The 24,709-nt window shown below is 70.3% G+C and carries 27 protein-coding genes; 11 read left to right on the top strand and 16 right to left on the bottom strand.

Features of this window, described 5'->3' with window-relative positions:
• The first annotated feature begins 17 nt into the window (after nucleotides 1-17).
• The 4 genes from AB0316_RS02090 to AB0316_RS02075 are packed head-to-tail and all read left to right on the top strand — an operon-like array spanning nucleotide 18 to nucleotide 4,496.
• Nucleotides 18-1,007: a sugar ABC transporter permease gene (locus tag AB0316_RS02090; RefSeq protein WP_366270038.1), complete on the top strand. Its 990-nt coding sequence runs from the start codon at nucleotides 18-20 to the stop codon at nucleotides 1,005-1,007.
• A complete protein-coding gene (locus tag AB0316_RS02085) occupies nucleotides 1,004-1,897 on the top strand; it encodes a carbohydrate ABC transporter permease (RefSeq protein ID WP_366270036.1) in 894 nt (297 codons plus the stop codon). The genes AB0316_RS02090 and AB0316_RS02085 overlap by 4 nt, the downstream gene beginning before the upstream one ends.
• Nucleotides 1,894-3,468 carry a family 1 glycosylhydrolase gene (locus AB0316_RS02080; RefSeq protein ID WP_366270034.1) on the top strand — a complete coding sequence of 525 codons (1,575 nt, stop codon included), beginning with the start codon at nucleotides 1,894-1,896 and terminating at the stop codon, nucleotides 3,466-3,468. The genes AB0316_RS02085 and AB0316_RS02080 overlap by 4 nt, the downstream gene beginning before the upstream one ends.
• Entirely contained in the window at nucleotides 3,465-4,496 is a 1,032-nt protein-coding gene (locus AB0316_RS02075) for a LacI family DNA-binding transcriptional regulator (RefSeq protein WP_366270033.1), read from the top strand. The genes AB0316_RS02080 and AB0316_RS02075 overlap by 4 nt, the downstream gene beginning before the upstream one ends.
• Nucleotides 4,497-4,636: 140 nt before the next feature.
• Here AB0316_RS02075 and AB0316_RS02070 read toward each other — a convergent pair whose 3' ends face one another.
• On the bottom strand, nucleotides 4,637-5,521 hold the full coding sequence (locus tag AB0316_RS02070) for a hypothetical protein (RefSeq protein WP_366270032.1): 885 nt from the start codon (nucleotides 5,519-5,521) through the stop codon (nucleotides 4,637-4,639).
• 136 nt (nucleotides 5,522-5,657) lie between these two features.
• On the bottom strand, nucleotides 5,658-6,182 hold the full coding sequence (locus AB0316_RS02065) for a DUF4262 domain-containing protein (protein ID WP_366270030.1): 525 nt from the start codon (nucleotides 6,180-6,182) through the stop codon (nucleotides 5,658-5,660).
• 327 nt (nucleotides 6,183-6,509) lie between these two features.
• On the opposite strand from AB0316_RS02065, the gene AB0316_RS02060 reads away from it, so the two are divergent.
• Complete coding sequence (locus AB0316_RS02060; RefSeq protein ID WP_366270028.1) at nucleotides 6,510-6,926, top strand: DUF6299 family protein; 417 nt, start codon at nucleotides 6,510-6,512, stop codon at nucleotides 6,924-6,926.
• 205 nt (nucleotides 6,927-7,131) lie between these two features.
• Here AB0316_RS02060 and rplI read toward each other — a convergent pair whose 3' ends face one another.
• From rplI to AB0316_RS02030, 6 genes are all read right to left on the bottom strand, one after another.
• The gene (gene rplI / locus AB0316_RS02055) at nucleotides 7,132-7,578 is read right to left on the bottom strand and encodes a 50S ribosomal protein L9 (RefSeq protein WP_366270027.1); all 447 of its coding nucleotides are present in this window, start codon (nucleotides 7,576-7,578) and stop codon (nucleotides 7,132-7,134) included.
• A 27-nt stretch (nucleotides 7,579-7,605) separates the two neighbouring features.
• A complete protein-coding gene (gene rpsR / locus AB0316_RS02050; RefSeq protein ID WP_013494395.1) occupies nucleotides 7,606-7,842 on the bottom strand; it encodes a 30S ribosomal protein S18 in 237 nt (78 codons plus the stop codon).
• Nucleotides 7,843-7,991: 149 nt separating this feature from the next.
• On the bottom strand, nucleotides 7,992-8,603 hold the full coding sequence (locus tag AB0316_RS02045; RefSeq protein WP_366270024.1) for a single-stranded DNA-binding protein: 612 nt from the start codon (nucleotides 8,601-8,603) through the stop codon (nucleotides 7,992-7,994).
• 56 nt (nucleotides 8,604-8,659) lie between these two features.
• Entirely contained in the window at nucleotides 8,660-8,947 is a 288-nt protein-coding gene (rpsF, locus tag AB0316_RS02040; RefSeq protein ID WP_343995213.1) for a 30S ribosomal protein S6, read from the bottom strand.
• Nucleotides 8,948-9,184: 237 nt separating this feature from the next.
• Entirely contained in the window at nucleotides 9,185-10,531 is a 1,347-nt protein-coding gene (locus AB0316_RS02035) for a hypothetical protein (RefSeq protein WP_366270023.1), read from the bottom strand.
• A 44-nt stretch (nucleotides 10,532-10,575) separates the two neighbouring features.
• Nucleotides 10,576-12,792 carry a transglycosylase domain-containing protein gene (locus AB0316_RS02030; RefSeq protein WP_366270021.1) on the bottom strand — a complete coding sequence of 739 codons (2,217 nt, stop codon included), beginning with the start codon at nucleotides 12,790-12,792 and terminating at the stop codon, nucleotides 10,576-10,578.
• Between the two features lie 271 nt (nucleotides 12,793-13,063).
• On the opposite strand from AB0316_RS02030, the gene AB0316_RS02025 reads away from it, so the two are divergent.
• The 5 genes from AB0316_RS02025 (at nucleotide 13,064) to AB0316_RS02005 (ending at nucleotide 17,050) form a co-directional block, all read left to right on the top strand.
• Nucleotides 13,064-13,606 (top strand): SigE family RNA polymerase sigma factor, encoded by a 543-nt coding sequence (locus AB0316_RS02025; RefSeq protein ID WP_366270019.1) that lies wholly within the window; start codon nucleotides 13,064-13,066, stop codon nucleotides 13,604-13,606.
• Nucleotides 13,603-14,697, top strand: a complete 1,095-nt coding sequence (locus tag AB0316_RS02020; protein WP_366270017.1) for a hypothetical protein — start codon at nucleotides 13,603-13,605, stop codon at nucleotides 14,695-14,697. Before AB0316_RS02025 ends, AB0316_RS02020 begins: the two co-directional genes overlap by 4 nt.
• A 97-nt stretch (nucleotides 14,698-14,794) precedes the next feature.
• Nucleotides 14,795-15,496, top strand: a complete 702-nt coding sequence (locus AB0316_RS02015) for a PadR family transcriptional regulator (RefSeq protein ID WP_366270016.1) — start codon at nucleotides 14,795-14,797, stop codon at nucleotides 15,494-15,496.
• A 3-nt stretch (nucleotides 15,497-15,499) separates the two neighbouring features.
• Nucleotides 15,500-16,591 carry an inositol-3-phosphate synthase gene (locus tag AB0316_RS02010; protein ID WP_366270014.1) on the top strand — a complete coding sequence of 364 codons (1,092 nt, stop codon included), beginning with the start codon at nucleotides 15,500-15,502 and terminating at the stop codon, nucleotides 16,589-16,591.
• 135 nt (nucleotides 16,592-16,726) lie between these two features.
• Nucleotides 16,727-17,050 (top strand): YtxH domain-containing protein, encoded by a 324-nt coding sequence (locus tag AB0316_RS02005; RefSeq protein ID WP_366270012.1) that lies wholly within the window; start codon nucleotides 16,727-16,729, stop codon nucleotides 17,048-17,050.
• 91 nt (nucleotides 17,051-17,141) lie between these two features.
• Here AB0316_RS02005 and AB0316_RS02000 read toward each other — a convergent pair whose 3' ends face one another.
• Nucleotides 17,142-17,807: a DedA family protein gene (locus AB0316_RS02000; protein WP_366270010.1), complete on the bottom strand. Its 666-nt coding sequence runs from the start codon at nucleotides 17,805-17,807 to the stop codon at nucleotides 17,142-17,144.
• 240 nt (nucleotides 17,808-18,047) lie between these two features.
• Here AB0316_RS02000 and AB0316_RS01995 point away from each other — a divergent pair, with 240 nt between their 5' ends.
• The gene (locus AB0316_RS01995; protein WP_366270008.1) at nucleotides 18,048-18,686 is read left to right on the top strand and encodes a peroxiredoxin; all 639 of its coding nucleotides are present in this window, start codon (nucleotides 18,048-18,050) and stop codon (nucleotides 18,684-18,686) included.
• A gap of 27 nt (nucleotides 18,687-18,713) precedes the next feature.
• Here the strand turns inward: AB0316_RS01995 and AB0316_RS01990 are convergent, their stop codons facing one another.
• The 7 genes from AB0316_RS01990 to AB0316_RS01960 all read right to left on the bottom strand — a co-directional run bounded on the left by AB0316_RS01990 (nucleotide 18,714) and on the right by AB0316_RS01960 (nucleotide 24,508).
• Nucleotides 18,714-19,388 (bottom strand): class I SAM-dependent methyltransferase, encoded by a 675-nt coding sequence (locus AB0316_RS01990; RefSeq protein WP_366270007.1) that lies wholly within the window; start codon nucleotides 19,386-19,388, stop codon nucleotides 18,714-18,716.
• A gap of 130 nt (nucleotides 19,389-19,518) precedes the next feature.
• Nucleotides 19,519-19,743 carry a hypothetical protein gene (locus AB0316_RS01985; protein WP_366270005.1) on the bottom strand — a complete coding sequence of 75 codons (225 nt, stop codon included), beginning with the start codon at nucleotides 19,741-19,743 and terminating at the stop codon, nucleotides 19,519-19,521.
• Nucleotides 19,744-19,894: 151 nt separating this feature from the next.
• The gene (locus tag AB0316_RS01980; protein WP_366270004.1) at nucleotides 19,895-20,956 is read right to left on the bottom strand and encodes a low specificity L-threonine aldolase; all 1,062 of its coding nucleotides are present in this window, start codon (nucleotides 20,954-20,956) and stop codon (nucleotides 19,895-19,897) included.
• Between the two features lie 62 nt (nucleotides 20,957-21,018).
• Nucleotides 21,019-21,750: an SDR family NAD(P)-dependent oxidoreductase gene (locus tag AB0316_RS01975; RefSeq protein ID WP_366270003.1), complete on the bottom strand. Its 732-nt coding sequence runs from the start codon at nucleotides 21,748-21,750 to the stop codon at nucleotides 21,019-21,021.
• A complete protein-coding gene (locus AB0316_RS01970) occupies nucleotides 21,747-23,099 on the bottom strand; it encodes a DUF6421 family protein (protein WP_366271279.1) in 1,353 nt (450 codons plus the stop codon). Before AB0316_RS01970 ends, AB0316_RS01975 begins: the two co-directional genes overlap by 4 nt.
• Nucleotides 23,100-23,896: 797 nt before the next feature.
• Nucleotides 23,897-24,172, bottom strand: a complete 276-nt coding sequence (locus AB0316_RS01965) for a WXG100 family type VII secretion target (protein ID WP_366270001.1) — start codon at nucleotides 24,170-24,172, stop codon at nucleotides 23,897-23,899.
• 60 nt (nucleotides 24,173-24,232) lie between these two features.
• Nucleotides 24,233-24,508 (bottom strand): WXG100 family type VII secretion target, encoded by a 276-nt coding sequence (locus tag AB0316_RS01960; protein ID WP_366269999.1) that lies wholly within the window; start codon nucleotides 24,506-24,508, stop codon nucleotides 24,233-24,235.
• Nucleotides 24,509-24,709 lie beyond the last annotated feature (201 nt).

Here is a 24,709-nt window from a genome sequence, read left to right as displayed (position 1 = left end):
ACCCTTCGAGACCGGGTATGCCGTCCGCCGGCGATCGACGGGCCACCTCCCCCGCCGCGGCGTCCCCCTTCACGGACCGCTCGCCCCTGCCGCCACGGGCGGCGTGGCGCCGACGCCTCACCCGGCTCGACGAGAAGGGCGCACCCTACGCGTACATCTCCCCGTTCTTCATCCTCTTCGGGATCGTCGGGCTCTTCCCGCTGCTCTACACGGCGTGGGTCTCGCTGCACAAGTGGAGCCTCATCGGCGGCCAGGGCAGCTTCGTCGGGCTCAAGAACTACACCGACGTGCTGGCCCAGCCCTACTTCTGGAACGCGCTGAAGAACACGCTCAGCATCTTCCTGCTCTCGAGCGTGCCGCAGGTCATCGCGGCGCTGCTCATCGCGGCCGCCCTCGACAGCGGGCTGCGGGCCCGGACCTTCTGGCGGATGGGCGTCCTGCTGCCCTACGTCGTGGCCCCGGTCGCCGTCGCCCTGATCTTCAGCGACCTGTTCGGCGACAAGTTCGGCCTGGTCAACCACCTGCTCGGCCTCGTCGGCATCGACCCGATCCAGTGGCACAAGGAGGTCATCCCGAGCCACGTCGCGATCGCCACGATGGTCAACTTCCGGTGGACCGGCTACAACGCCCTGATCTTCCTCGCCGCGATGCAGGCCATCCCGCGCGACTACTACGAGGCGGCGATGATCGACGGCGCCGGACGCATCCGCACCTTCTTCTCGATCACCGTCCCGCAGCTGCGCGCGACGATCATCTTCGTCGTCATCACCTCGACCATCGGCGGGCTGCAGATCTTCGACGAGCCCCGGATGTACGACCAGTACGGCCTCGGCGGCGCCGACCGGCAGTGGCAGACCCTGACGCTCTACCTCTACCAGCTCGGCTGGACGCAGAAGAACTTCGGCCGGGCCGCCGCCGTCGCGTGGATGCTCTTCCTCATCGTCGTGCTCTTCGCGGTCGTCAACTTCCTCGTCACCCGCCGCATCGCCTCGAAGGGATCGCGATGACCGCCCCGACCCTGACCCCCGCCCCTGTCGTCCGCAGCGGGCGCAGCACCCGACGCGGCGCGCGACTCGTGCGCCGCACCCAGGCCAGCCGGACGGCATACGTCGTCCTCGTGGTGGTCCTGCTCGCCTCGGCGTTCCCGCTCTGGTGGTCGTTCGTCATCGGCAGCAAGGACTCCGCCGCGATCGTCCAGGACCCGTACTCGTTCATCCCGGGCGGGCACTTCCTGCAGAACGCGAGCACCGTCGTCACGACGATCCCGTTCTGGAAGGCCCTCGGCAACAGCCTCCTCGTCAGCACGACCGTGTCGCTGCTCGTCGTGCTCTTCTCGGCGATGGCCGGCTTCGCGTTCGCCAAGCTGCGCTTCCGCGGGCGCAATGGCCTCCTCGTCTTCGTCATCGCGACGATGGCGGTGCCGACGCAGCTCGGGATCGTGCCGCTCTTCATCGTGATGAGCAAGCTCGGCTGGATCGGCAGCCTGTGGGCGGTCATCCTGCCCAGCGCGGTCAGCGCCTTCGGCGTCTTCTGGATGACGCAGTACCTCTCCGAGGCGCTGCCCGACGAGCTCATCGAGGCGGCCCGCGTCGACGGCGCCTCGACGCTGCGAACCTTCTGGTCCGTCGCGCTGCCCGCCGCCCGCCCGGGTGCGGCGATGCTGGGCCTGTTCACCTTCATCGCGACGTGGACCAACTTCTTCTGGCCGTTCATCATCCTCGACCCCGGCAACCCGACGCTGCCCGTCGCCCTGCAGCAGCTTCAGGCCGCCTACTTCGTCGACTACTCGCTCGTGCTCAACGGGGTCGTGCTCATGGCGCTGCCCCTCATCGTCCTGTTCGTCTTCGCCGGGAAGCAGCTCGTCTCCGGCATCATGCAAGGAGCAGTCAAGGGATGACCGCCCAGACGCGCACCCACTCCCCCTCCACCGTCTCGGGACCCGACCTCGTTGTGGCGCAGACGCGTTCGCTGCCGCAAGACTTCGTCCTCGGTGTTGCGACGGCCGCCTACCAGATCGAGGGGGCCCGGCACGAGGACGGGCGCACCGACTCCATCTGGGACACCTTCGCGCACACGCCGGGCGCCGTCGTCGCCGGCGACACCGGCGACGTCGCGTGCGACCACTACCACCGGTATGCCGCTGACGTTGAGCTGATGCGTTCGCTCGGGATGCAGTCCTACCGCTTCTCGACCTCCTGGGACCGCGTGTGCCCGGATGGCGGGCCGGTCAACGCCAAGGGCCTCGACTTCTACGAGCGGCTCGTCGACTCGCTTCTCGAGGCCGACATCGCGCCGTGGCTGACGCTCTACCACTGGGACCTGCCGCAGGCGCTCGAGGACCTGGGTGGCTGGACGTCCCGGTCGACCGTCGACCGCTTCGTCGAGTACGCGCTGGCCGTCCACGACCGGCTCGGCGACCGCGTGAGCACGTGGACGACCCTCAACGAGCCGTGGTGCTCCGCGTTCCTCGGCTACACGGGGGGCGAGCACGCCCCCGGAGGCTCCTCACCCGCCGACGGCCTCGCCGCCGCGCACCACCTGCTGCTCGCACACGGCCGGACCGTGCAGGAGCTGCGAGCGCGCGACGCCTCGCTCGAGCTCGGGCTCACGCTCAACTTCACCGTCGCCGACCCGGTCGATCCCCAGGACGCCGGTGACCGTGATGCCGCCCGCCGCATCGACGGGCAGATGAACCGGATCTTCCTCGACCCGATCTTCCGCGGTGCCTACCCGGCGGACGTGCTCGAGGACGTCCGCCACCTGGGACTCGAGGACCACATCCTGGACGGTGACCTCGACGTCATCTCGACCCCGATCGACGTGCTCGGCGTCAACTACTACAACGGCTCGACGGTCAGCGCCCGACCGGCCGTCGCGACCAGCGTGGCCGACTCGGTGCCGGACTCGGTGCCGGCGACCGCTCGCCCCACCCGCTCGCCCTTCCCGGCGGCCGACGGCGTGCACACCCATCCGAGCGGGCTGCCGACGACGTCGATGGGCTGGCCCGTCCAGCCCGAGGGCCTGACCCGGCTCCTCGTCCGGCTGCACGAGGAGTATGCGGGCCCGGCCGGGGTCGCCCTGCACGTGACCGAGAACGGCGCCGCCTTCGACGACGTGCCCGACGACCGCGGGTTCGTCGACGACCGCCACCGGACGGCATACGTCCGCGCGCACCTCGGGGCGGTCCTCGACGCCATCGAGGCGGGGGTGCCGGTGCGTGGCTACTTCTACTGGTCGCTGATGGACAACTTCGAGTGGGCGTGGGGCTACGCGAAGCGCTTCGGGCTCGTCCGGGTCGACTACGACACCCAGGAGCGCACACCCAAGGCGAGCGCCCTCGACTACGCGCGGGTCATCGCCACACGCCGGCTGCCCGTCCCGTGGGACCTGCAGGCGGCCGGGGCTTCCTCGTCGTCGGCGGGGCCGGACCGCGACGGGGCCGATCCAGCGGCACAATTGCAGGCATGAGCGACGGGACGCTGGCCACCCCCGTCGGGCGACCGACCCTCGAGGAGGTCGCCCGGGTGGCCGGCGTGTCCCGGGCCACGGTCTCGCGCGTCATCAACGGCTCGCCGCGCGTGAGCCCCGACGTGCTCGCGGTCGTCGAGAAGGCGATCGCCGAGCTCAACTACGTGCCCAACCGGGCGGCGCGGTCGCTCGTCGCGCGGGCAACGATGTCGATTGCGCTGGTCGTGCCCGAGGACGCGCACCGCTTCTTCGGCGACCCCTACTTCGCCGACGTCGTGCAGGGCATCAGCGACCGGCTCGACGACAGCGACTACGTGCTCAACCTGCAGCTGACGCACCCGAGCTCGCCGTCGGAGAAGACCCGCCGCTACCTGCTCGGCGGCAACGTCGACGGAGCCATCGTCGTGTCGCACCACTCGGGCGACCACTTCCTGGCCTCGCTGGCCAAGTCGCTGCCGGTCGTCTTCGGTGGTCGACCGATCGGCGAGATCGCCCAGGACGGCGACTACTACATCGACGTCGACAACCGGCTCGGCGCGGTGACGGCGACGCAGCACCTCATCGAGCGCGGCCGCACGGCCATCGCCACGATCACCGGGCCCACGGACATGCCGGCATCTGTCGACCGCGAGCAGGGCTGGCACGACGCGCTGCACGCCGCTGGGATGCCGGACCACCGGGTGGCGCACGGCGACTTCACCGAGGCCGGCGGCATCCGGGCCGCGCTGACGCTCGTGGACACCTACCCGGACCTCGACGCGATCTTCGTGGCGAGCGACCTGATGGCCAGCGGTGCGCTGCTCGCCCTCGAGGAGCGGGGGCTGCGCGTCCCGGAGGACGTCGCGGTCGTCGGCTTCGACAACAGCAAGTACGCGACCCGCGGCAAGGTCGGCCTCACGACCGTGGCCCAGCCGTCGCAGGAGATGGGCGTCGCCATGGCCGACACGCTCCTGCGGCTGCTCGCCGGCGGCTCCCCGCCCCGAGTCACCACCCTCGACACCCACTTGGTCGTCCGCGACTCCACCTGACAAGTCGAGTGGGCACTTTGCCACGCACTGCCACCCCTCCAAGACGAGTGGGCACTTTCCGACGCCCCCAAGTCGAGTGGGCACTTTCCGACACCCATCAAGTCGAGTGGGCACTTTGCGACGCCCGCGCCCGCGAATGCTCAGAAGCATCCAGGGGCGTTACGGCGCATCGCACGCTGCTCGGCGACGTCCATGGCGTAGGTCGAGAAGAACCGCGGCTCGGCCTTGCTCAGGTCAAGCTCGGACGGCTGGATGCCCAGCGCCTCGGCAAATCGCAGCACACATGCCTCTCGGTCCGACCGCGTGGCCATGTCAGCCTTCCAGATCTCCTCGACGCGCACTCCGGCGTGCCGCTCGAAGCGGGTCCTGCGACGCCCGTCTCGCGCCCGCTCCTCGTCGCCGTCATGGAACTCCTCGCCCTGGTACTCCCCCGCCACCAGCTGCTCGGTCCAGAGCAGGTCGGCGTAGCCGAGCAGGATGCCCATCTCGTCGAGCACCGGGTGGTTCAGCTGGGGCTCGGGCAGCCCACATCGAACCAGCATCAGGCGCGCCAATGTCTCTCGGGGAGAGGCGGACCCGACCCGGATCTCCAGCAGCGCCTCGAGCAGGGTCACCTTTCCTCGTGGTCGGACCCGCGTCATGAGGGCGTCGCGTAGCGGAGCGACGGCGCGCAGACGGGTCGCTATGGCGTCGCCGACCACGATGAGATCGTCGAGCCCGGCGGGCTTGCCTCGTCCGACGAGCTCACCCAGGTCGACCCAGGTGTCGGCCAGGCCCACGACCGGCAGACCGTCGACGCTGTCGCGGCTGCGTGGGTGAAGGCACCGGTGCGCGACGACACCCGGACGACGCATACGGCGGGTGTCGAGAGGGCCCGACACGTGGAGGCGCCCGTCACTCTCGAGCGCGTAGGAGAGTGGCAGGCCGTGCAACGCTGCGGCTGTCACGTGCGAGAAGGCTGCATCCGACGGAAGGGCCGGCACGACGGCGGCCGCTCGCTCGGCCAGCGAGAGCGGCGCGGTCACCGAACGCACGCCTCGGGTCGGGCGCGTGAGCAACGGCGAGTCCAGCACGCGTTCGGGGACATCCTCGGCGAGCGCGTGACGCCTCAGGAAGGGGCGTGCGGGCACGGCCACCCCGGCCACTCGGACCAGTGGCGGCTCAGCAGCAGCCGCAAGGCCCGTCATGATCCGTCCGGTCGACGACGGCCGAGAAGTCACCCGGTCGCGGCTGGCTCTTCGGCTGATAGGGGTAGCCCTCGTCCCACGGGAAGGCGCCGTTCACCGACCACGTCAGCTGCAGGGCTGGCACCGAGAACTCGGACGGGCGGACGTAGTGGCGGTTCGCGGCGAAGAGGATCTCGCCAGGGTTCGGCACCTCCTCGACCAGATACGTCTCGTCATGTCCGTCGAAGGCCAGCACCTCACCCGGCACGAGATCGCGCCCCTGGGCCACCAGTTCGTGCAGGTGATTGAGCAGACCTGCTGCGCTGGAGAAGTCGAGCCCGAACACGAGCAGCTCGGGATGGCCGAGCCCGAAGAGGCCGATCGTGTAGCAGAACGGGGTCGGGACTTCGCCTGCCTCATTCGGGAAGACGTATTGGAGGGAGCACCCGTGCGTCCTGATGTTCTGGATGACCCGTCGGTCCTCCTGGTCCAGCCATTGCTCGACTCTGACGTCGTCCATGCGTGCCGCCCTCCTGCTGCGCTGTGGTGTGTCTCCACGGTGACGGCATACGGCTGTAGGTGCAGCGAGCCCGTCGGCGCCTGTGCACGACGACGTCGCTCACGAAGGGGGTGTGGATGAGTGACGCAAAGTGCCCACTCGACGCGGCGTGGTGCACGAGGGCGGCGGCCGCTGGGGCCGACCGACCGGGCTGAGGAGCCGGCGGGGGCTGAAAAGCCGACCTGGCGGGATGAGAAGCCGATCGGGTGGCGTGACAACCGATTGGCCCGGCCCGTCGTCCTGGTGGCAGGGCTCGACCACCGGGCCCACCAGACAAGGGGACCCATCATGAACATCTCGCGCAGCCTGACCACCGCAGTCCTGACCGCCGCCGCGCTCTCGCTGTCCGCCCTGGCCGCCGCACCCGCGCACGCGGGCGGCGCGCCCACCGGTGGCACGGTCACCATCGACCGGAAGGCGGTTCTGAACGTCGACACCGTGACGCTGACGGGCACCTACTCGTGCACCGGCGCCGGCAGCGCTTCGATCTACACCGAGCTGGCGACCCGCAGCACCGTGGGCAACACGGCAGGGACCTCCGTCGTCTGCGACGGCGTGACGCACCGGTGGACGACCACGGGTCCTCGGGAGAACCTCTCCCGTGGTTCGGCGACGGCGCTGGCGACTCTCGAGGTCTGCGACGCAGCCGGGGACTGCACCTGGGACCTCTTCAACGTGCGGGTCACCGTCACCGGTCGAGGCTGACGACCTGGGGGCTGTGGACAACTGCAGCAAAGTGCCCACTCGACGTTGTGGGTGTGTGGACAAGTGACGCAAAGTGCCCACTCGACGTTGGAGGGGAGGGGTTGGGCACGCGGGCCGCGTCGAAGCGGCCCGGGACATGGCGAAGGGCCGGGAACCGCGGTGCGGGTCCCGGCCCTTCGGCCGTGCGTGAGGCTGAGCAGCTCGCTCAGGCGGAGACGACCTCGAACTTCAGGGTCGCCGCGACCTCGGGGTGCAGACGGACGGTCGCCTCGTAGGAGCCGAGCGTCTTGATGGCCTGCTTGACCTCGATCTTGCGCTTGTCGAGCTCGGGGCCACCGGCAGCCTTCACGGCCGCGGCGATGTCACCGTTGCTGACGGCGCCGAAGAGGCGGCCGGACTGGCCGGACTTGGCCGGGACCTGCACCGACGTCGCCTCGAGCTGGCCCTTGACGCCCTTGGCCGTGTCGAGGTCCTTGATCGCGCGGACCTCGCGGCCCTTGGTCAGGGCGTCGACCTGCTTCTGGCCGCCCTTGGTCCACGGGGTCGCGAGACCACGCGGCAGCAGGAAGTTGCGGCCGTAGCCGTCCTTGACCTCGATGATGTCGCCGGCCTCACCGAGACCGCTGACCTCGTGCGTGAGAATGAGCTTCATGGTGTTCTCCTCGTTCCCGAACCGGGCTCAGCGAGCCGAGCTCGAGTAGGGCAGCAGGGCCATCTCACGGGCGTTCTTGACGGCCGTGGCGATGAGACGCTGCTCCTGGACGGACACACCGGTCACCCGACGCGCGCGGATCTTGCCGCGGTCGGAGATGAACTTGCGCAGCAGCGCAGTGTCCTTGTAGTCGATGTTCTCGACCTTCGCCGCCTTCAGCGGGTTGGCCTTCTTCTTGGGCTTGCGCACAACGGGCTTTGCCATCGTGGTGCTCTCCTTCTTGATGAGAGCCCGGGGTTTCGCGCCCCGGGATGGAAACGAACTTCTTGGGTATGCCGTCCGGTTGCGTCACCGGACGAGGTGCTGACCTGCTCGGGTGAGCCCACCAGAGGGCCCGCCGGGTCAGGAGACGATCAGAACGGCGGCTCGTCGTAGCTGGGAGCAGAGCCCCAGCCACCACCCTGCTGGCCGCCGGCCGGCTGGCCACCCGAGGGCTGTCCCCAGCCGCCCTGGTTGCCGCCGCCCTGGCCACCCTGGTTGCCGCCGCCGGCGGAACCACCGGTCGCCCAGGGGTCCTCGGCCTGACCGCCACCGGAGCCACCGCTCCAGCCGCCGCCCTGGCCACCCTGGCCGCCGCCGAAGCCGCCACCGCCACCACCGCGCTGGGTCTTGTTGACCTTCGCGGTGGCACTGCGCAGGGACGGGCCGATCTCGTCGACGTCCATCTCCACGACGGTGCGCTTCTCGCCTTCCTTCGTCTCGTAGGACCGAGACTTCAGGCGGCCGGACACGATCACCCGCATGCCCCGCTGGCAGGACTCGGCGACGTTCTCCGCCGCGTCGCGCCACACGGAACAGCGCATGAACAGCGTCTCGCCGTCCTTCCACTCATTGCTCTGGCGGTCGAACTGCCGCGGCGTCGAGGCCACGGTGAAGTTCGCGACCGCGGCACCGGACGGCGTGAAACGCAGCTCGGGGTCGGCGGTCAGGTTGCCGATGATCGTGATGACGGTGTCGCCTGCCATTCGTGGCTCCGTTCAGTCCTTGTCCGGTGATCGAGCGGTTCGGGTGGCTGGTGAGATCAGGCGCCGGGGCGCAGCAGCTTGGTGCGCATGATCGACTCGCTGAGGTTCAGCTGTCGGTCGAGCTCCTGGGCCGTGGCCGGCTCAGCCGTCATCGTGACGACGACGTAGATGCCCTCGGACTTCTTCTTGATGTCGTAGGCGAGACGGCGACGGCCCCAGATGTCGACGTTGTCGACGCTGCCGCCGTCGTTCTTCACGACGGTGAGGAACTTGTCCATCGTCGTGCCGACGGTGCGCTCTTCGGTCTCCGGGTCGAGGATGACCATGAGTTCGTACTGACGCATGCTTCTAACCCACCTCCTCTGGTCTCGGCGGTCACGAGTCTCTCTCGTGACAGGAGGGTTGCATTCGTCCCACCGCGAGCCTTTGGGGCCCGGCCTTCTCTCCAGCCGGGTCCAGCCTCGCAGACCTCACCGACATCGGTCGGGAAGATCCACAGGCCACCGGGCACACGGTGAACCGGGCAAGACTATCCGTACGGACGGCATACGCAGAAATCGGGGCGCCTGCGGGCGCGCGGCTCACGAGAACCGGACGAGAAGCGCGTCCTCGGCACCCGCGAGCGGACCGGCGAGGTCGTCCATCTCGGGCCCGTCAGCAGCACCGCGCCGCTCGCGGGCCCGGAGCCACACGACCGCCACGAGCCACAGCACCGCGACGACGCGCAGCATCGAGAAGAACGCGTACCAGGGCGCCGGCATCCCGCGGTCGGGCACGGTCGTGGCGGCGATCGTCAGCCACACCGCGACGAAGTTGAGCGCCTCGGCTCCGGCCCAGATCAGGTGGTCGCGCCACTGGATCGCGCACCAGGCGATGAGCGGCAGCAGCCACACCGAGCTCTGCACCGTGAACGACTTGCCGGTGACGAGCACGAGTCCGACCATGACGAGCGAGACCTCGGCCAGCGTGGGACGCCGCGCCGACGCGAGGGCGAGGACGGCCCCGACGAGCAGGGCCACCAGCCAGCCCACGACCGCGAGCGCCGTCACGGCGCCCGAAGGCAGCGGGTGCCCGGCGAGCTGAGGGAGCAGCCACGGCGAGCCGTAGCCGGCGGACGCCGAGGCCCAGTCGGTGTAGGGCGAGACCGCCGCGCCGTGGTTGAGCAGCCACAGGGCCGACAGCAGGGCGCCGAACGTCAGCAGCGCGTAGCCGACGGTGCGACCCGTCTCGCGCAGCCGGCCGGCCCGCAGCGCGAGCAGCACGATCGCCAGGAGGATGAGCACCGGGTAGGACCGCGCTCCCATGGCCAGTCCCAGCAGCACACCGGCGAGGGTGCGGTGCCGCCGCGACCACGCCCACATGCCGGCACTGGCCAGAGCCACGCCGAGCAGGTCGGCGGAGATGAACCCGGCCAGCACCACCACCGGGGAGAGGGCGACGTGAGCGGCGGAGAAGGGCCGTGCGGCCGACGACGCGACGAGCCAGACGATCACGAGGAGCAGCAGCGTCAGTAGCACCGACCACAGCGCGAAGTACCACGCTGCCCGGGTCTTGAGGTCGCCACCATCCGGGGTGAGGCTCGCGACCGCGGTCAGCACCAGCCCGGTCAGGGGCGGCTGGCCGGTGACGGGGGCGCCGTCGCCGCCCTGGAGGTATGCCGCCACGCCGGCCTTGAGGTTGGCGTCGCGGTAGGCGGTGGGCAGGTCGGCGTAGCACGCGCTCCAGAACTGCGTGTCGCCGGTGAACCCGGTGCGCAGGCAGGGGGCGCGCAGCAGCACGGCCAGGCCGGCCGTCACGGCGGTGAGGGCCGAGAGCACGGCGGCGGTGAGCACCCAGGGGAGCTCACGGCTGACGACATACCGCCCCCGGGGGCCTCCGATCACCTCGGAGGCCGCCCGCACGACCGGGTCGTCGACCCTCCCGGTCATCGCCGGGTCACCGCACCCTCTCGCCCGCGCGCACGGTCATCCCGTCACCCGCCGGGTTGGGTCGTGCTGCGTCCCGGGAGCGGCACGGTGATGGTCGGCTGCTGGCTCGTGGTCGACGGAGTCGGCTTGCCGGTGCCGCGTGTCTTCGTCGGCTGCTGCGTCGTCGTCGTGGGCGCCTGCGTCGAGGTCGTCGTGGTCGTCGGCGGCTGCGTCGTGGTCGTCGTCGTGGTCGGCGCCTGCGTCGTGGTCGTCTGCGTCGGCGTGGGCGTGAACGTCGGGGTCGGCGTGGGGATCTTGTCGTCGCCGACGCCGGCCCGCGGCGGGAAGCTCTCCACCTGCATGCCCTGCGTGGCGACCTTCATGAAGTCGAGCCAGATGTTCGCGGGGATGGTCGACCCGTCGTAGAGCTCGGACTCGGCCGGGGTCAGCTGCAGGTTGGTCTTGCCGTCCGGCGACGGCTTGTACGTGCCGATTGAGACGGCCAGCTGCGGGATGAACCCGGAGAACCACTTGGACCGGTTCTCCTCGGAGGTTCCGGTCTTGCCGGCCGCGGGGCGCCCGAGCTCACGGCCGATCTTGGTCGCCGTGCCGCCGGGTTTGACGGTGTAGGTCATCGCGTCGGTGGTGTCCGCGGTGACGTCCTTGTCGAAGGCTCGCTTGGTCTGCGGCTTGGCCTCGTAGGTGAAGTCACCCGTGGTCGAGGTGATCTTCTTGACGAGGTACGGGGTGGACCGGACGCCCTGGGAGGCGATCGTCGAGTAGGCCGAGGCCATGTCGATGACGTGGGGGGAGGCCGTGCCGAGGATGTTCGTCAGGTCGGTCCCGAGGCCCGCGGTGTTGGCCGGGATGCCGGCGTCGATGGCCGCCTGCTTGGTCAGCGCCGGCGTGATCGTGTTGTTGAGGTTGACGAAGGCGGTGTTGATCGACCGGCCGATCATCCGGCGCATGTCGACCTTGCCGTAGGAGATGTCGTTGAAGTTGTTGATCTTCGTACCGGCGATGGTCTGGGGCGTGTCGCCGTCGAACTTCGTCTTCGTGGAGATGCCGTCGCGCACGGCGGCGAGCACGCCGAAGGGCTTGAAGTTGGAGCCGCCCTGCATGATCGCCTGGGTCGCGGTGTTGTACTGGTCCTTGGAGTAGTCGGCGCCGCCGTACATCGCGACGACGGCCCCGTCGCCGGGCTTGATGGCGACCAGCCCGCCGGTGACCTTCTTCGGCAGGTTGCCCTGCATGGCCGCGATCGCCGCGTCCTGGGCCCTCTTGTCGATGGTCGTGACGATGCGCAGCCCGCCGTTGTCGATGTCCCGGTCCGAGAGGCCGGTCGTCAACAGCTCACGCTTGACCTGGGCCGTGATGTAGCCGTTCGGTCCCGACGAGACCTTGGGGCCCTTGTAGGGAAGGATCTTCGGCAGCTTGTCGTACTTGGCGCGGTCCGCGGAGCTCAGCCAGCCCTCCTGCACCATGCCGTCGAGGACGTATGCGTAGCGCCGGGTCAGGTTCTCCTTGGCCGCCGCGCCGTTGGCGGGGTCGTACATCGACGGCGCGTTGATGACGGCGGCGAGCACCGCGCCCTCACCGGGGGTGAGCTTGGAGACGTCCTTGCCGAAGTAGGCCTTGGCGGCGCTCTGGATGCCGTAGGCGCCGCGGCCGTAGTAGATGGTGTTGAGGTACTTCTCGAGGATCTCGCTCTTGGGCAGCTGTCCGTCGATCTTGACGGAGATGAGGATCTCGCGTGCCTTGCGCGAGATGGTGCGGTCCTGGCTCAGGAAGTAGTTCTTGACGTACTGCTGGGTGATGGTCGAGCCACCGACCTGCGCCTCACCGGTGACGCTGGTCTTGATGGCGCGCAGGATGCCGCCGATCGAGATGCCGTTGTTCTGGTAGAACGTGCGGTCCTCGGCCGCGATGTGCGCGTCCTGGACGAACTTCGGCACCTTCGACAGCGGCACCGACTCGCGGTTGCCGTCCTGCACGGCGATGCGGTCGAGCTCGGTCTTGCCGTCGCTGTAGTAGACGATCGAGACCTGCTTGTTGGCCAGCTGGTTCGGCTGCGGGATGGACGTCTGCTGGTAGGCGATGAAGACACCGACGACGCCGAGCACGAAGAGGACGGCTGCCGCCAGCGACCCCCACTTGAGGGTGCCGACGAGCCACTTCCTCCAGCCGGTGCGTCCTCGGCCGCCGCCGCCCTTGCCGCCGCGGGACCCGTTTCGGGTGCCCGACCGCTGGGCCGCGCGGACGTCGCGCCTGCTCTGCGTCACAACCTGCTCCATTCGGTGATGAGGCCCGGGAACCGTCCCGAGCCGCCCCTCAGTATGACGCGACCCGTGCCCCGGTGCCGAAATCCGCAACGAGCCTCACAAACCCGGCACAACGGCTCCACAGGCTCGCGGACACCGCCTCGACCGGCGTGCAACCTTTCCGCGGGGCCAGCCGGTCAGGCAGGGTGTGACCACAGTGACGGGAACCGGCCCCGGGGCGAGCAGCACCTCGCCCGCGCCGCGCACAGGGGAACGGACAGGGGGACGGGCAGTGGATCGGGAGTCCTTCGACGACTTCGTGACGACGGGGTCCACGCGACTGCTGCGGACGGCATACCTGCTCACGCACGACCGCGCCCTCGCCGAGGACCTCGTGCAGGCCTCGCTGACCAAGGCGTGGTTCGCGTGGGGACGCATCGAGAGCCGGCCCGAGGCGTACGTCCGCCGGATCATGGTGAACACGTATGCGAGCTGGTGGCGGCGCCGCTGGAACGGCGAGCAGCCGACGGGCGAGCTTCCCGAACGGCACGACGCCCACCGCCTGCACGGCGCCGAGAACGCCCGCGTGGACGAGCGCACCGACCTGTGGCGCGCGCTCGAGCGCCTGCCCAAGCGGCAACGCGCCGTCGTCGTGCTGCGCTTCTACGAGGACCTCTCCGAGGCCGAGACCGCGGAGATCATGCAGTGCTCGGTCGGCACCGTGAAGAGCCAGGCGAGCCGGGCGCTCGCGAAGCTCCGCATCGACCCCACCCTGCGACCGACCGACGACCGCGGCGATCGAGACGACGTACGCGACGAGGAGCGTGCCCGATGAACGTCACCGACCTGCGCGACGAGCTGACCAGCCACGCCGACGACCTCGGCGCCGCCCCCGACTTCCGCGCCGGCGTCGCCGGGCGGGTGCGACGGACCAGGCGCCGACGTGCCGCTGCGGCGTGCGCCGCGACCTTGGCAGTCGCAGCCGTCGCTGCCGGGGTGGTCACCGGGACCGGCCGTCCGGCGCCGGCGGTGCCCGCCGGGCCGCCCACCTCGTCCGCGAGCGCCGCACCGATGATCGGGGCCGACGGCATGCCGTACCGCGCCGTCCCCGACGCACCCGGCGATGTCGTCAAGGACGGGCTCCGCTACCGCGCCAAGGTGGCCGACGACACCCTCGCCGTCGGCTTCATCGGCGATCCTGGACAGGCGCAGGCCTCCCTCATCTGGGAGCCGACGACGACGCACGTCTCCTTCGGTGCTTCGTGCTACCTACCGGGCCTCTCGCCGGACGAGGCGAGCAAGTACATGGTCAGCGTCGGCCTCGAGGGCGGCAAGGACGGGGTGTTCGGCAGGCAGTGCTCCGGCGAGCGGCCGAGCGAACGGGACCTGCCGAGCGGCGGCATCCCCGGAGAGCCGGGTCAGGGCTGGGATGCGCTGACGGTGGGCAAGGCAGCGCGCCTGCGAGTGCGGCTCGTCGACGCGAAGACCATGCGCCCGGCGACCGTGGAAGGCGTCCAGCTGTCGGGCGCGGTCTACGAGCTGGGCAGTGAGCAGCCGGTCCGGGACCCATCCGGCAAGACGGTCGCCTCCCTGCCTGACGTGGTCGAGCACCAGGGCTACCGCTACGAGCTGATCGGCCTGCAGGCCGAGCCGCTCGCGTCGTGGCACGACCTCACGAGCGGCGTCCCGGCCGGCATCTCGCTCTTCACCTGGGGCTCCGCCGGGGGCGATCTCCCCGGGTCCGGGACCGCCGAGTCCGGCATCCGGCTCTCAGGTCTACCCAGCGGCGCCGAGGTCAGGCCCTACGGCTCCTGGGGCACCGCCCCGGCCCCCGATGGCTCCGACCACACCGTGACGGTGACGACCGTGGGCAAGCGGCCCGACCAGGGCACCGGCTTCCTGGCGCTCTATCGGCTCGAGCACTGACGCCCGCAGCGTCCGAAGAGCCCGCCGGAGGCCACATCACGGCGATGCGTCGCGTTGATGTATCGCAGCGATATATCCCGGGTGTACAGTGGCGAGCGTGCCCAGGTCCGAACGTCCGCAGAGCCGGCGCGCCGCGCTGCTCGAGTTCGCGGTCCTCGGCCTCCTCCACGACGGTCCGCTCCACGGCTACGAGCTGCGCAAGCGGCTCACCACCGCCCTCGGCATCTTCCGGGCCCTGTCCTACGGCTCGCTCTACCCCGCGCTGCGCAGCCTCGTCGACTCCGGCTGGATCCACGAGACGACCGACGCCCCCGGCGCGACGGCCGGCCCCGCCCGCACCAGTGCCGGCACCACGGGCAGCAAGCGGCCGCGGATCACCTACGAGCTGACCGCCGAGGGCAAGGAGCACTTCCAGGACCTCGTCGCCGCGAGCGGCCCGGACGCCTGGGACGACGACGACTTCGACGTCCGCTTCGCCTTCTTCTCGCGCACCGAGGCGCAGGTGCGGCTGCGCATCCTCGAGGGCCGTCGCTCCCGCCTCGAGGAGCGCCTGGCCAACATCCGCGAGGCCTCACAGGCCCGCCGCGAGCGCCTCGACAGCTACACGCTGGCCCTGCAGCAGCACGGCGAGGAGCGCGCCGAGCGCGAGGTCCGCTGGCTCGAGGAGCTCATCGTGGCCGAACGGCGCGCGGCCCTGGACCCCGGCCCGGCGGCATACGACACCACCGACCTGCACCACCCCCAGAGCACGACCAACAGCACGACCACCGAGAGCACGTCCACCAACAACAAGGAGTGATCCATGGGATCCGTACGCGTCGCCATCGTCGGCGTCGGCAACTGCGCGAGCTCGCTCGTGCAGGGTGTCGAGTACTACAAGGACGCCGACCCGACCACGGGTGTCCCCGGCCTCATGCACGTGAAGTTCGGCGACTACCACGTCGGTGACGTCGAGTTCGTCGCCGCCTTCGACGTCGACGACAAGAAGGTCGGCAAGGACCTCTCCGAGGCCATCAACGCCTCCGAGAACAACACCATCAAGATCGCCGACGTGCCCACCACGGGTGTCGAGGTCATGCGCGGCCACACGCTCGACGGCCTCGGCAAGTACTACAAGCTGACGATCGACGAGTCCGGCGCCGAGCCGGTCGACATCGTGCAGGTGCTCAAGGACAAGAAGGTCGACGTCCTCGTCTCCTACCTCCCGGTGGGCTCCGAGCAGGCCGACAAGTTCTACGCGCAGTGCGCCATCGACGCGAAGGTCGCCTTCGTCAACGCCCTGCCCGTCTTCATCGCCTCCGACCCCGAGTGGGCCGCGAAGTTCGAGGCCGCCGGCGTGCCGATCATCGGTGACGACATCAAGAGCCAGGTCGGCGCGACGATCACGCACCGCGTCATGGCCAAGCTCTTCGAGGACCGCGGTGTCGTGCTCGACCGGACGTACCAGCTCAACGTCGGCGGCAACATGGACTTCAAGAACATGCTCGAGCGCGAGCGCCTCGAGTCCAAGAAGGTCTCCAAGACGCAGGCCGTCACGAGCAACCTCACCGGCCCGCTGTCCGGTCTCGTGGACAGCAAGAACGTGCACATCGGCCCGTCCGACTACGTCGCCTGGCTCGACGACCGCAAGTGGGCCTACGTGCGCCTCGAGGGTCGCGCCTTCGGTGACGTGCCGCTGAACCTCGAGTACAAGCTCGAGGTCTGGGACTCCCCCAACTCGGCCGGCATCATCATCGACGCCATCCGCGCGGCCAAGATCGCCAAGGACCGCGGCATCGGCGGCGCCCTGCTGTCCGCCTCGTCCTACCTGATGAAGTCCCCGCCGGAGCAGCGTCCCGACGACCTCGGCCGCGCCAAGCTCGAGGCCTTCATCGCCGGCACCGAGGAGCGCTGACCTCCGAGTCGATCTCTGGCATAGGCGAGGGCCCCCTTCCAACCGGAAGGGGGCCCTCGCGCGTCTGCTGGGTATGGCTGAGGTAGATCGTCGGTGCCCAGCCAGGGCTGCCGGCACGAACCCACGGAGGCCCTCATGAAGAGAATGCTCATCCTCGGCGCCGGCGCGGTCGGCTTCCTGCTCGGCTCGCGGGCGGGCCGCCAACCCTACGAGCAGTTCATGCGCACGATCGGCCAGCTCAAGGACGACCCCCGCGTCCAGGAGAAGGCGCACCAGGGTGCTCAGCTCGTGCGCGAGCAGGCGCCGGTGGTCGCCGACAAGGTGGCCGGTGCGGCCAGGAGCGCGACGGACAAGGTCACCTCGACCGTGTCGGGGTCGGGCGGGTCCGACACCGACGAGCTGATCGAGGAGGCCGTGCAGTACCAGAAGGACACCGGCCCGAAGGGCCCGCTGCCCTGAGAGGGGTCGTTCGGGCCACGCCCGGACGCCGTTTCGGTATGCGTGAGGCCGCCTCCACCGCGGAGGTGGCCTCCCGCATATCCGGGGGTCGTCAGCGGGCCTGCGAGCTCTCGGCCGACTCGCGGGCCGGGGACTGCTCGCCCGACTCCGCGCGGTGGCGGCGCACCTGCCACACGACCAGGGCGACGACCGCGATGACCCCGACGACGACTGCAGCGCCGCGCCCGAGCCACGACTCGACCTTCGCGTAGGACTGACCGGCGAGGTAGCCGGCCGTCACGACGACGGCACCCCAGGCGATGCCACCGGCGGCGTTCCACCGCAGGAAGGTCGGGTAGTGCATCTTCGACATGCCGGCGAGCGCCGGGATGACGGCGCGGAGGAACGCGGTCCAGCGGCCGAGGAAGACGGCCGCCCCGCCGCGCCGGCCGAGGAAGTCCTGCGCCGAGTCGATGCGGTCGCGGTGCTTGTCGAAGGCCCGCAGCCGCACCACGCGGCCGCCGAGGTGGCGGCCGACCTCGAAGCCGACGCTGTCGCCGAGGATCGCAGCCGCGATCACCACGATGAGCACGGCGGCGAGCGGCACGTGCCCGAGCGAGGCGGCCACACCGCCGAGGAGGGCCACGGTCTCCCCCGGCACGATGAAGCCGACGAAGATCGCGTCCTCGACGAAGACGATCGTGCCGACGACGAGCAGCACGAGCCAGGTCGGGGCGCTGAGAACCTCGTGGGTGATGTTCTGGAGCAGGGCGCTCACGACGGGACTCCTCGGGTCGGCGGCAGGTCGGCGGCGTTGTCGTCGGTCTGTCTCCAGTGTCCGAGCCGGGCCTGTGCATCTTCTGGGAACGTACCCTTCCCGGCCACGTGGAGCGCATCCCGTCGAGCATCACGACATTTGGACACCCATAACGCGATGCCATGTCAGGTGGCCACAATGATCGCGTTCGGGGCGCCGCGCCGCCCCCCACCCATCTGACCGAACGCAGAGGACGAGCCGATGACGACACCGCGACTGGGCGAGATCGCCCCCGACTTCGAGGCCACCACGACCGAGGGCCCGATCCGGTTCCACGAGTGGAAGGACGGCAGCTGGGCCGTCCTCTTCAGCCACCCGGCCGACTTCACGCCGGTGTGCACGACCGAGCTCGGCCGGGTCGCGGCGCTGGCCGACGAGTGGGCCCGGCGCGACGTCAAGGTGCTCGCCGTCTCGGTCGACCCGCTCGAGCAGCACGAGGCGTGGAAGGGCGACATCGAGGAGGTGAGCGGCGCCACCGTGGCCTACCCGCTCATCGCCGACGACTCCCGCGCGGTGTCCGAGCTCTACGACATGATCCACCCGGGCCAGGGCGACACCTCCGGCGTGCGTTCGGTCTTCGTCGTCGACCCGGCCAACAAGGTCCGGCTGTCGCTGACCTATCCCAAGAGCGTCGGGCGCAACTTCGACGAGATCCTGCGCGCCGTCGACGCGCTCCAGCTCACCGACCGCGGGCCCTTCTCGACGCCCGCGGACTGGCGCGAGGGCCAGAAGGTCATCGTCGCGCCGACCGTGTCGACCGAGGACGCTCGCGAGCGCTTCGGCGACGACGCGGTCGAGGAGGTCAAGCCCTACCTGCGCTACACGAGCGCCCCCGCCTGAGCCCCTCCTGCCAGACCCGCTCCCGTCTCAGTCGCGGACGGCGAGCACGACGGCCTGGTCGTCGCGCTCGTTGCCGGTGGGGCGGCGCACCAGCCGCGCCACCTCGCCGGCTCCGGCGGCGGCCAGGGCCTCGGCGAGGTGCTCGGCCGTGTAGAGGTGGCGCTCGAGCGTGATGTCGTGGCCGAAGCGTCGGTAGCTGGGTGCCACGTCGCGTATGCCGTGTCCCGCCTGCGAGGCGACGAGCAGGTGCCCGCCCGGCCGGGTCACGCGTACGGCCTCGCCGAGCACGCGAGCGAGCCCTGACGGCGGCGTGTGGATGACGGAGTACCAGAGGAGCACGCCGTCGACGGACGCGTCCGGGAAGGGGAGCGCGTCGAGCGAGGCGACGCCGAAGGCGAGGTCGGGCTGGTCTCGTCTCGCCATGGCCACCATGCCGGGCGAGAGGTCCACCCCTCGGGGACGCACCCCGCGGTCGGCGAGGTAGCGGCTCATCCGCCCGGCGCCGCAGCCCGCGTCGAGCACCTCCGCGTCCCGTCCGACGGCCGCGACGAAGGCGTCGACCATCGCCAGCTCGAGGGGCGTCTCGGCCCTCGTGTCGGGGAAGTACGCCGCGTAGTCGGCCGCGACCGTGTCGTACGCCGCCCGCACCGACCCGTAGCCGCCGGGGATGTCGCGGTCGGCTCCTCCGGGTCCCGATTCCATGAGGTGCAGCCTCCCAGATGCGGCTGCCCCCGAGGACACGAGGTCCTCGGGGGCAGGGCAGACACTTCGGTCCGCCAACCGCAGTATTGCTGCCCGGTGACTGCGGACCGCTCCGGTCGGACGGGGTGGATCAGCGGTACTGGAAGTAGTAGTAGTTGTTCGTCTGCTTGTAGCACGAGCCGACGTAGCTGAAGCCACCGTCCTTGACGTACGTCGTCCGGACGCTGTTGCACTTCGTGAGGCTCGAGTACGGACCTGCCACGTAGTTGGTCGCAGCCGATGCCGGGGTGGCTGCGGCCATGACGACGCCTGCTCCCACGGCGAGCGCCGCCGCGGTGATCCTCTTGCTGAACATGCTGTGCTCCGTTCATCTCGTGGTGCGGACGAGATGACCATCGCGGCGAAGACCGCAGCGCGCGCGCTGAGTTGGCGGCCGCTGCACGTTCCTGCAGACTTCGCGACCCCTCGGCAACTTTCTTCGACGTACCGGCGTCAGGAATGCTCGCTCACGAGCCGAGCAGGCGGGTCAGCTCCGCGACGAAGGCGTCGACGTCGGACTCCTGGGTGTCCCACGAGCACATCCAGCGCACCTCGCCGGTGGCCGGGTCCCAGTCGTAGAAGCGGAACTTCTCGCGCAGCGCGTTCGCGACGTCACGGTCGAGCACGGCGAAGACCGCGTTGGCCTGCACCGGGCGCTGGATCGTCACGCCGTCGAGCGACCCGACGCCCGCCGCCAGCCGAGAGGCCATGGCGTTGGCGTGCGAGGCGGAGCGCAGCCACAGGTCGCCCTCGTAGAGCGCGATGAGCTGCGCCGAGACGAACCGCATCTTCGAGGCGAGCTGCATCGAGAGCTTGCGCACATGAACGATCCCGAGGCCCGGGTCGGCAGCCAGCTCCGGGTTCACGACGACGACGGCCTCGGCCGCGAGCGCGCCGTTCTTCGTGCCACCGAGGCTGACGACGTCCACGCCGGCCTCGCTCGTGAAGGCGGAGATGTCCGTGCCGAGGGTGGCCGCGGCGTTCGAGATGCGGGCGCCGTCGAGGTGGACCCGCATGCCGAGTGAGTGGGCGTGGTCGGCGATCGCCTTGACCTCGTCCGGCGTGTAGCAGGTGCCGAGCTCGGTCGTCTGCGTGATCGAGACGACGAGGGGCTGGGCGCGGTGCTCGTCGCCGAAGCCCCAGGCCTGCCGGTCGACGAGCTCGGGGGTCAGCTTGCCGTCAGGCGTTGGGACGGTGAGCAGCTTGATGCTGCCCATCCGCTCCGGGGCGCCGCCCTCGTCGGTGTTGATGTGGGCCGTGTCGGCGCACACGACGGCACCCCAGCGCGGCAGCAGCGCCTGCAGCGCGACGACGTTGGCGCCGGTGCCGTTGAAGACCGGCCAGGTGACCGCGCCCTCGCCGACGTGACCGGCCACGACCTCCTGCAGCCGCGCGGTGTACGCGTCCTCGCCGTAGGCGATCTCGTGCCCGCCGTTGGCGTCGGCGAGGGCGGCGAGCACCTCGGGGTGCAGGCCGGCGTAGTTGTCGGACGCGAAGCCGCGCCGGTCGCGGTCGTGCAGGGTCGTCACGGGGTCCTCACTCGGGGTCGGTGGTCGGCACTGGTCGGCACCGAGCGCGGGGCCCGGCAGGGTCAGGCGGGGTCGAGCTTCTCAGCGGCCGGGGCGTCCCACAGCGGGACGCTCGTGCCGTTGAGGGCCGCGGCGTCGGCGTCGAGCAGCCCGACGAGCCAGTCGGCGATCCGGGCGGGGCTCGTGGCCGTGCGTCCGGACCCGATCCACTTCACCACACCGACCGCGGCAGCCGACCCCGGGGTGGCTTCCGCCGCGCCGAAGGAGTCGGCGAGCGCCCCGACCCACGTCTGCGCCGCGGCCTTCGCGCTGGCGTATGCCGCGTTGCCGGCTGTCGGGGCCGAGGCACCGGCCGCGCCGATGATCGCCACACGGCCGCGCCCGGAGGCGAGCAGGTGGTCGTGCAGGGCGAGGGTCGTGTGGCGCAGCGTGTCGACGAGGTTGCCGGAGAGCCAGCGCCAGTCGTCGTCCGTCGACTCGGTGAAGGCCTTGCCACCGCGCCAGCCACCGACGAGGTGGAAGAGGGCGTCGACGCCGCCGTGCGCGGACACGACGTCCTGCGCCAGGACGCGTACGGCCTCGGCGTCGAGCAGGTCGCACACCCGGGTCTCCAGCACCCCGTCACCCGCACCGGCGAGCTCGTCGCGCAGCCCGGCGAGGGTGGCCTCGTCGCGGCCGACCGCGACGATCGTCTCGCCGCGGGCCAGCAGCGCCGCGCTCGTGGCACGTCCCGTCGCCCCGGTGGCTCCCGTGACGACGACAACGCGCGCCCGGTCGCCGGCGCCCGCGCTCACGCGCTGGCGCCGGTGATGCCGGCCGTCGACTCGATGACGTCCTTCATCTTCTTGGACAGGGCTTCGTAGAACATCGAGAGCGGGAACTCGTCGTTCAGCACCGCGTCGGTCAGGCCCTTGGGCGGCCCGTCGAGCGGCAGCGCGGCGAGGTCACCGTCGCGGTGGCGGGCCCACGCCGACATCGGGTGCGGCGTCAGCACCGAGGCGACGAGGTCGTACGCGGCCAGCCAGTGCGCGACCTTCGGCCGGTCGATCGAGCGCCAGTAGAGGTCCTCGACGGCGCGGCCGAGCTCGAGCACCGGCTCGGCGACGCGGTCCCACTCGATGGTGAGCCGGTTGTCGGTCCAGTGCAGCACGCCCTTCTGGTGCAGCCACGCGAAGAGCAGCTGGCCGCCGAGGCCGTCGTAGTTACGGTTGCGGTCGCCGGTGATGGCGAAGCGGAAGATGCGGTCGAAGAGGACGGCATACTGCACGAACCGCGCGTACGGGTGGCCCTCACCCTCGAGCTTGACCGCCTCGCGGAAGGCCGTGAGGTCGCAGCGCAGCTCCTCGAGGGAGTAGAGGAAGTACGGCATCCGCTGCTTGATCATGAATGGGTCGAACGGCAGGTCGCCGTGCATGTGGGTGCGGTCGTGGATCAGGTCCCACATGACGAAGGCGCGCTCGGCCAGCTGCTGGTCGGCGATCAGGCGTGCAGCGTCCGGCGGCAGCGAGAGCCGCGTCACCGAGGCCGCCTCGGAGATGACCCGGCGGAAGCGGGCGGCCTCGCGGTCGGCGAAGATGCCACCCCACGTGAAAATCGGGATCTCGCGCATCGCGACGGTCTCGGGGAAGAGCACGGCCGAGTTGGTGTCGTAACCGGCGGTGAAGTCGAGGAAGCGGATCGGCAGGAAGAGCTTGTTGGAGTAGTCGCCGGCCTCGAGCTCGGCGACGAAGTCGGGCCAGATGACCTCGAGCAGGACGGCCTCTACCTGGCGGGCGGGGTTGCCGTTCTGCGTGTACATCGGGAAGACGACGAGGTGCACCAGGCCGTCGGCGCGGTGCTGCGCCGGCGCGAAGGCGACGAGCGAGTCGTAGAAGTCGGGCACGCCGAAACCGTTGTCGGCCCAGCGGCCGAAGTCCTTGACGAGCGCCTCGAGGTAGTCGGCGTCGTGGGGCAGGGACGGCGCGAGCGCCTCGATGCCGGCGACGACGCGGCCGACGTGGGCGGCGGCTGCCGCGTGGTCGGACTCTTGGGGAACGGAGCCGTCCTTGGCCTGCAGCGCGCGCAGATCGGTGACGGCGGCCTTGAGCCCGGCCCACGCGTCGGAGGCGACGAGCGGGTGGGCGGAGGTCTCGGCGTGCCGCACCGGGCGCGGGGCGACGAACGAGACGGCGTTGTGCACGAGCTCGGCGAAGGACTGCTCGCCGGCGGCCGAGGCCGGCTCGACGGCCAGGACGACGACGCGGCCGTGCTCGGTCGTGGACGTGGTCGTGGTCGTGGTCGTGGCAGCGACCGGAGCACCGCCCGCGGCGACGACGGGACGGGCGGGGGCCTCGACGGTCAGGGCACCGGCCGGAGCCAGCAGGCTCAGGTCGACCCGCGCGAGCAGGTCCTCGACGACCTCGGTGTCGCGCTCGACCTTCACGGCAGGCGTCAGGCTCGCGGCCGCACCCTCACGGGCCTCCTCGTGACGCGCGCTCAGTCCGGGCAGTGGCGCGGCGGGGGCGCCGAGGACGACGACCCCGCGGCCGGCGGCCAGCGCGGCCCGCACCTGGTCGTCGCCGGCCTGCGCGCCGTCGACCACGAGGACGTCGGCGGCCGCAGCGGGCGTCGGGACGCAGCCACGCCGGCTCAGCGCCGCGGTCAGCGGGGTGGCGAGGTCGGGGCGGTCGGCCACGACGGAGACGAGAGGAAACAGGCTCATGAGGGCCTCCTGTCCGAAGATACTTCCGTGCATACGCTTGCTCTACGAAGAATCTACGGGGTGGCCGCGCGAACGCCAATTCGTCGTGGCCGGGGGTGAGACGACGCACATTCCTGCAGCGGAACACGAACTGTGCGAGCCATGATGAACCCGGACACGCAGAAGGGTGGCCGCTCTCCCCTGTAGGAGCGGCCACCCTCCGGCGGTGCCACCGAGCCATGGCTCAGGCGGTCATCGGCTCAGCGCGACGACGTCTGCTTCTGCGCCTCGGCGTTGGTCTTGCACTTCTTGCCCATCGCGTCGAGCTTGTCGCCGGCGGCCGTGACGACCTGGCGCTGGCCGTTCCAGTCGCTCTGGAACTGCTCGGCATCGGTGCCGCCCCAGTTGCCCTTGATCGTCGAGACGGCGCTGTTGACGGCCTCGACGATGCCGTCGAGCTCGCCCTTGTAGCCGACGAGCTTGTCACCGGACGCGGACACCGCGTCCGCGTTCATGCCCTTCTTGTAAACAGCCATGTCAGTTCCCCTTCGAAAGTCTGCGTGAGTGGACGGTTGGTCGGTGCGGGACGCAGTGCGTCAGTACTGCGAGGACGTGCTGCGCTGCTGCGAGACCTCGCGGTCGATCGTCGTCTTCATGTCGGTGAGCAGCTTGTGCGCCTTCTGCAGCTCGGGGCGGTGCGTGCCCGTCCACTCCTGCTCGAACTGCTTGGAGTCGTCGCCCTGCCAGTTCTGCTTGAGGGACTCGACCTCCGCGTCGACCTTGCCGATGAGCTTCTGGATGGCCTCCGCCTGCTGCTGCAGGACGTTGCCCTGGGCGTTGACCTCATCGTCGTTCATTCCGAGCCAAGCCATGTCCTTCTCCTTTGCCTGTGTTCCCCCGACGGATTCGGGAAGCTCTCTTCTCCGGACCACCAGTTCAGGCCCGCTCATGTCACTCCTCGACGTCAGCCGGGCGGTTGGTCCCGTGTGCGGCTTTCGTCGACAGACAGAAAGGTATGTGCTGCCTCGGGGAGTGTCGATGGGGAGCACTCCCCATGACCTCCCCACGTCGAC

The sequence above is a fragment of the Terrabacter sp. NPDC080008 genome (genome assembly GCF_040702505.1).
GTDB lineage: Bacteria > Actinomycetota > Actinomycetes > Actinomycetales > Dermatophilaceae > Terrabacter.
This window is presented reverse-complemented; position numbering and strand designations above follow the sequence as displayed.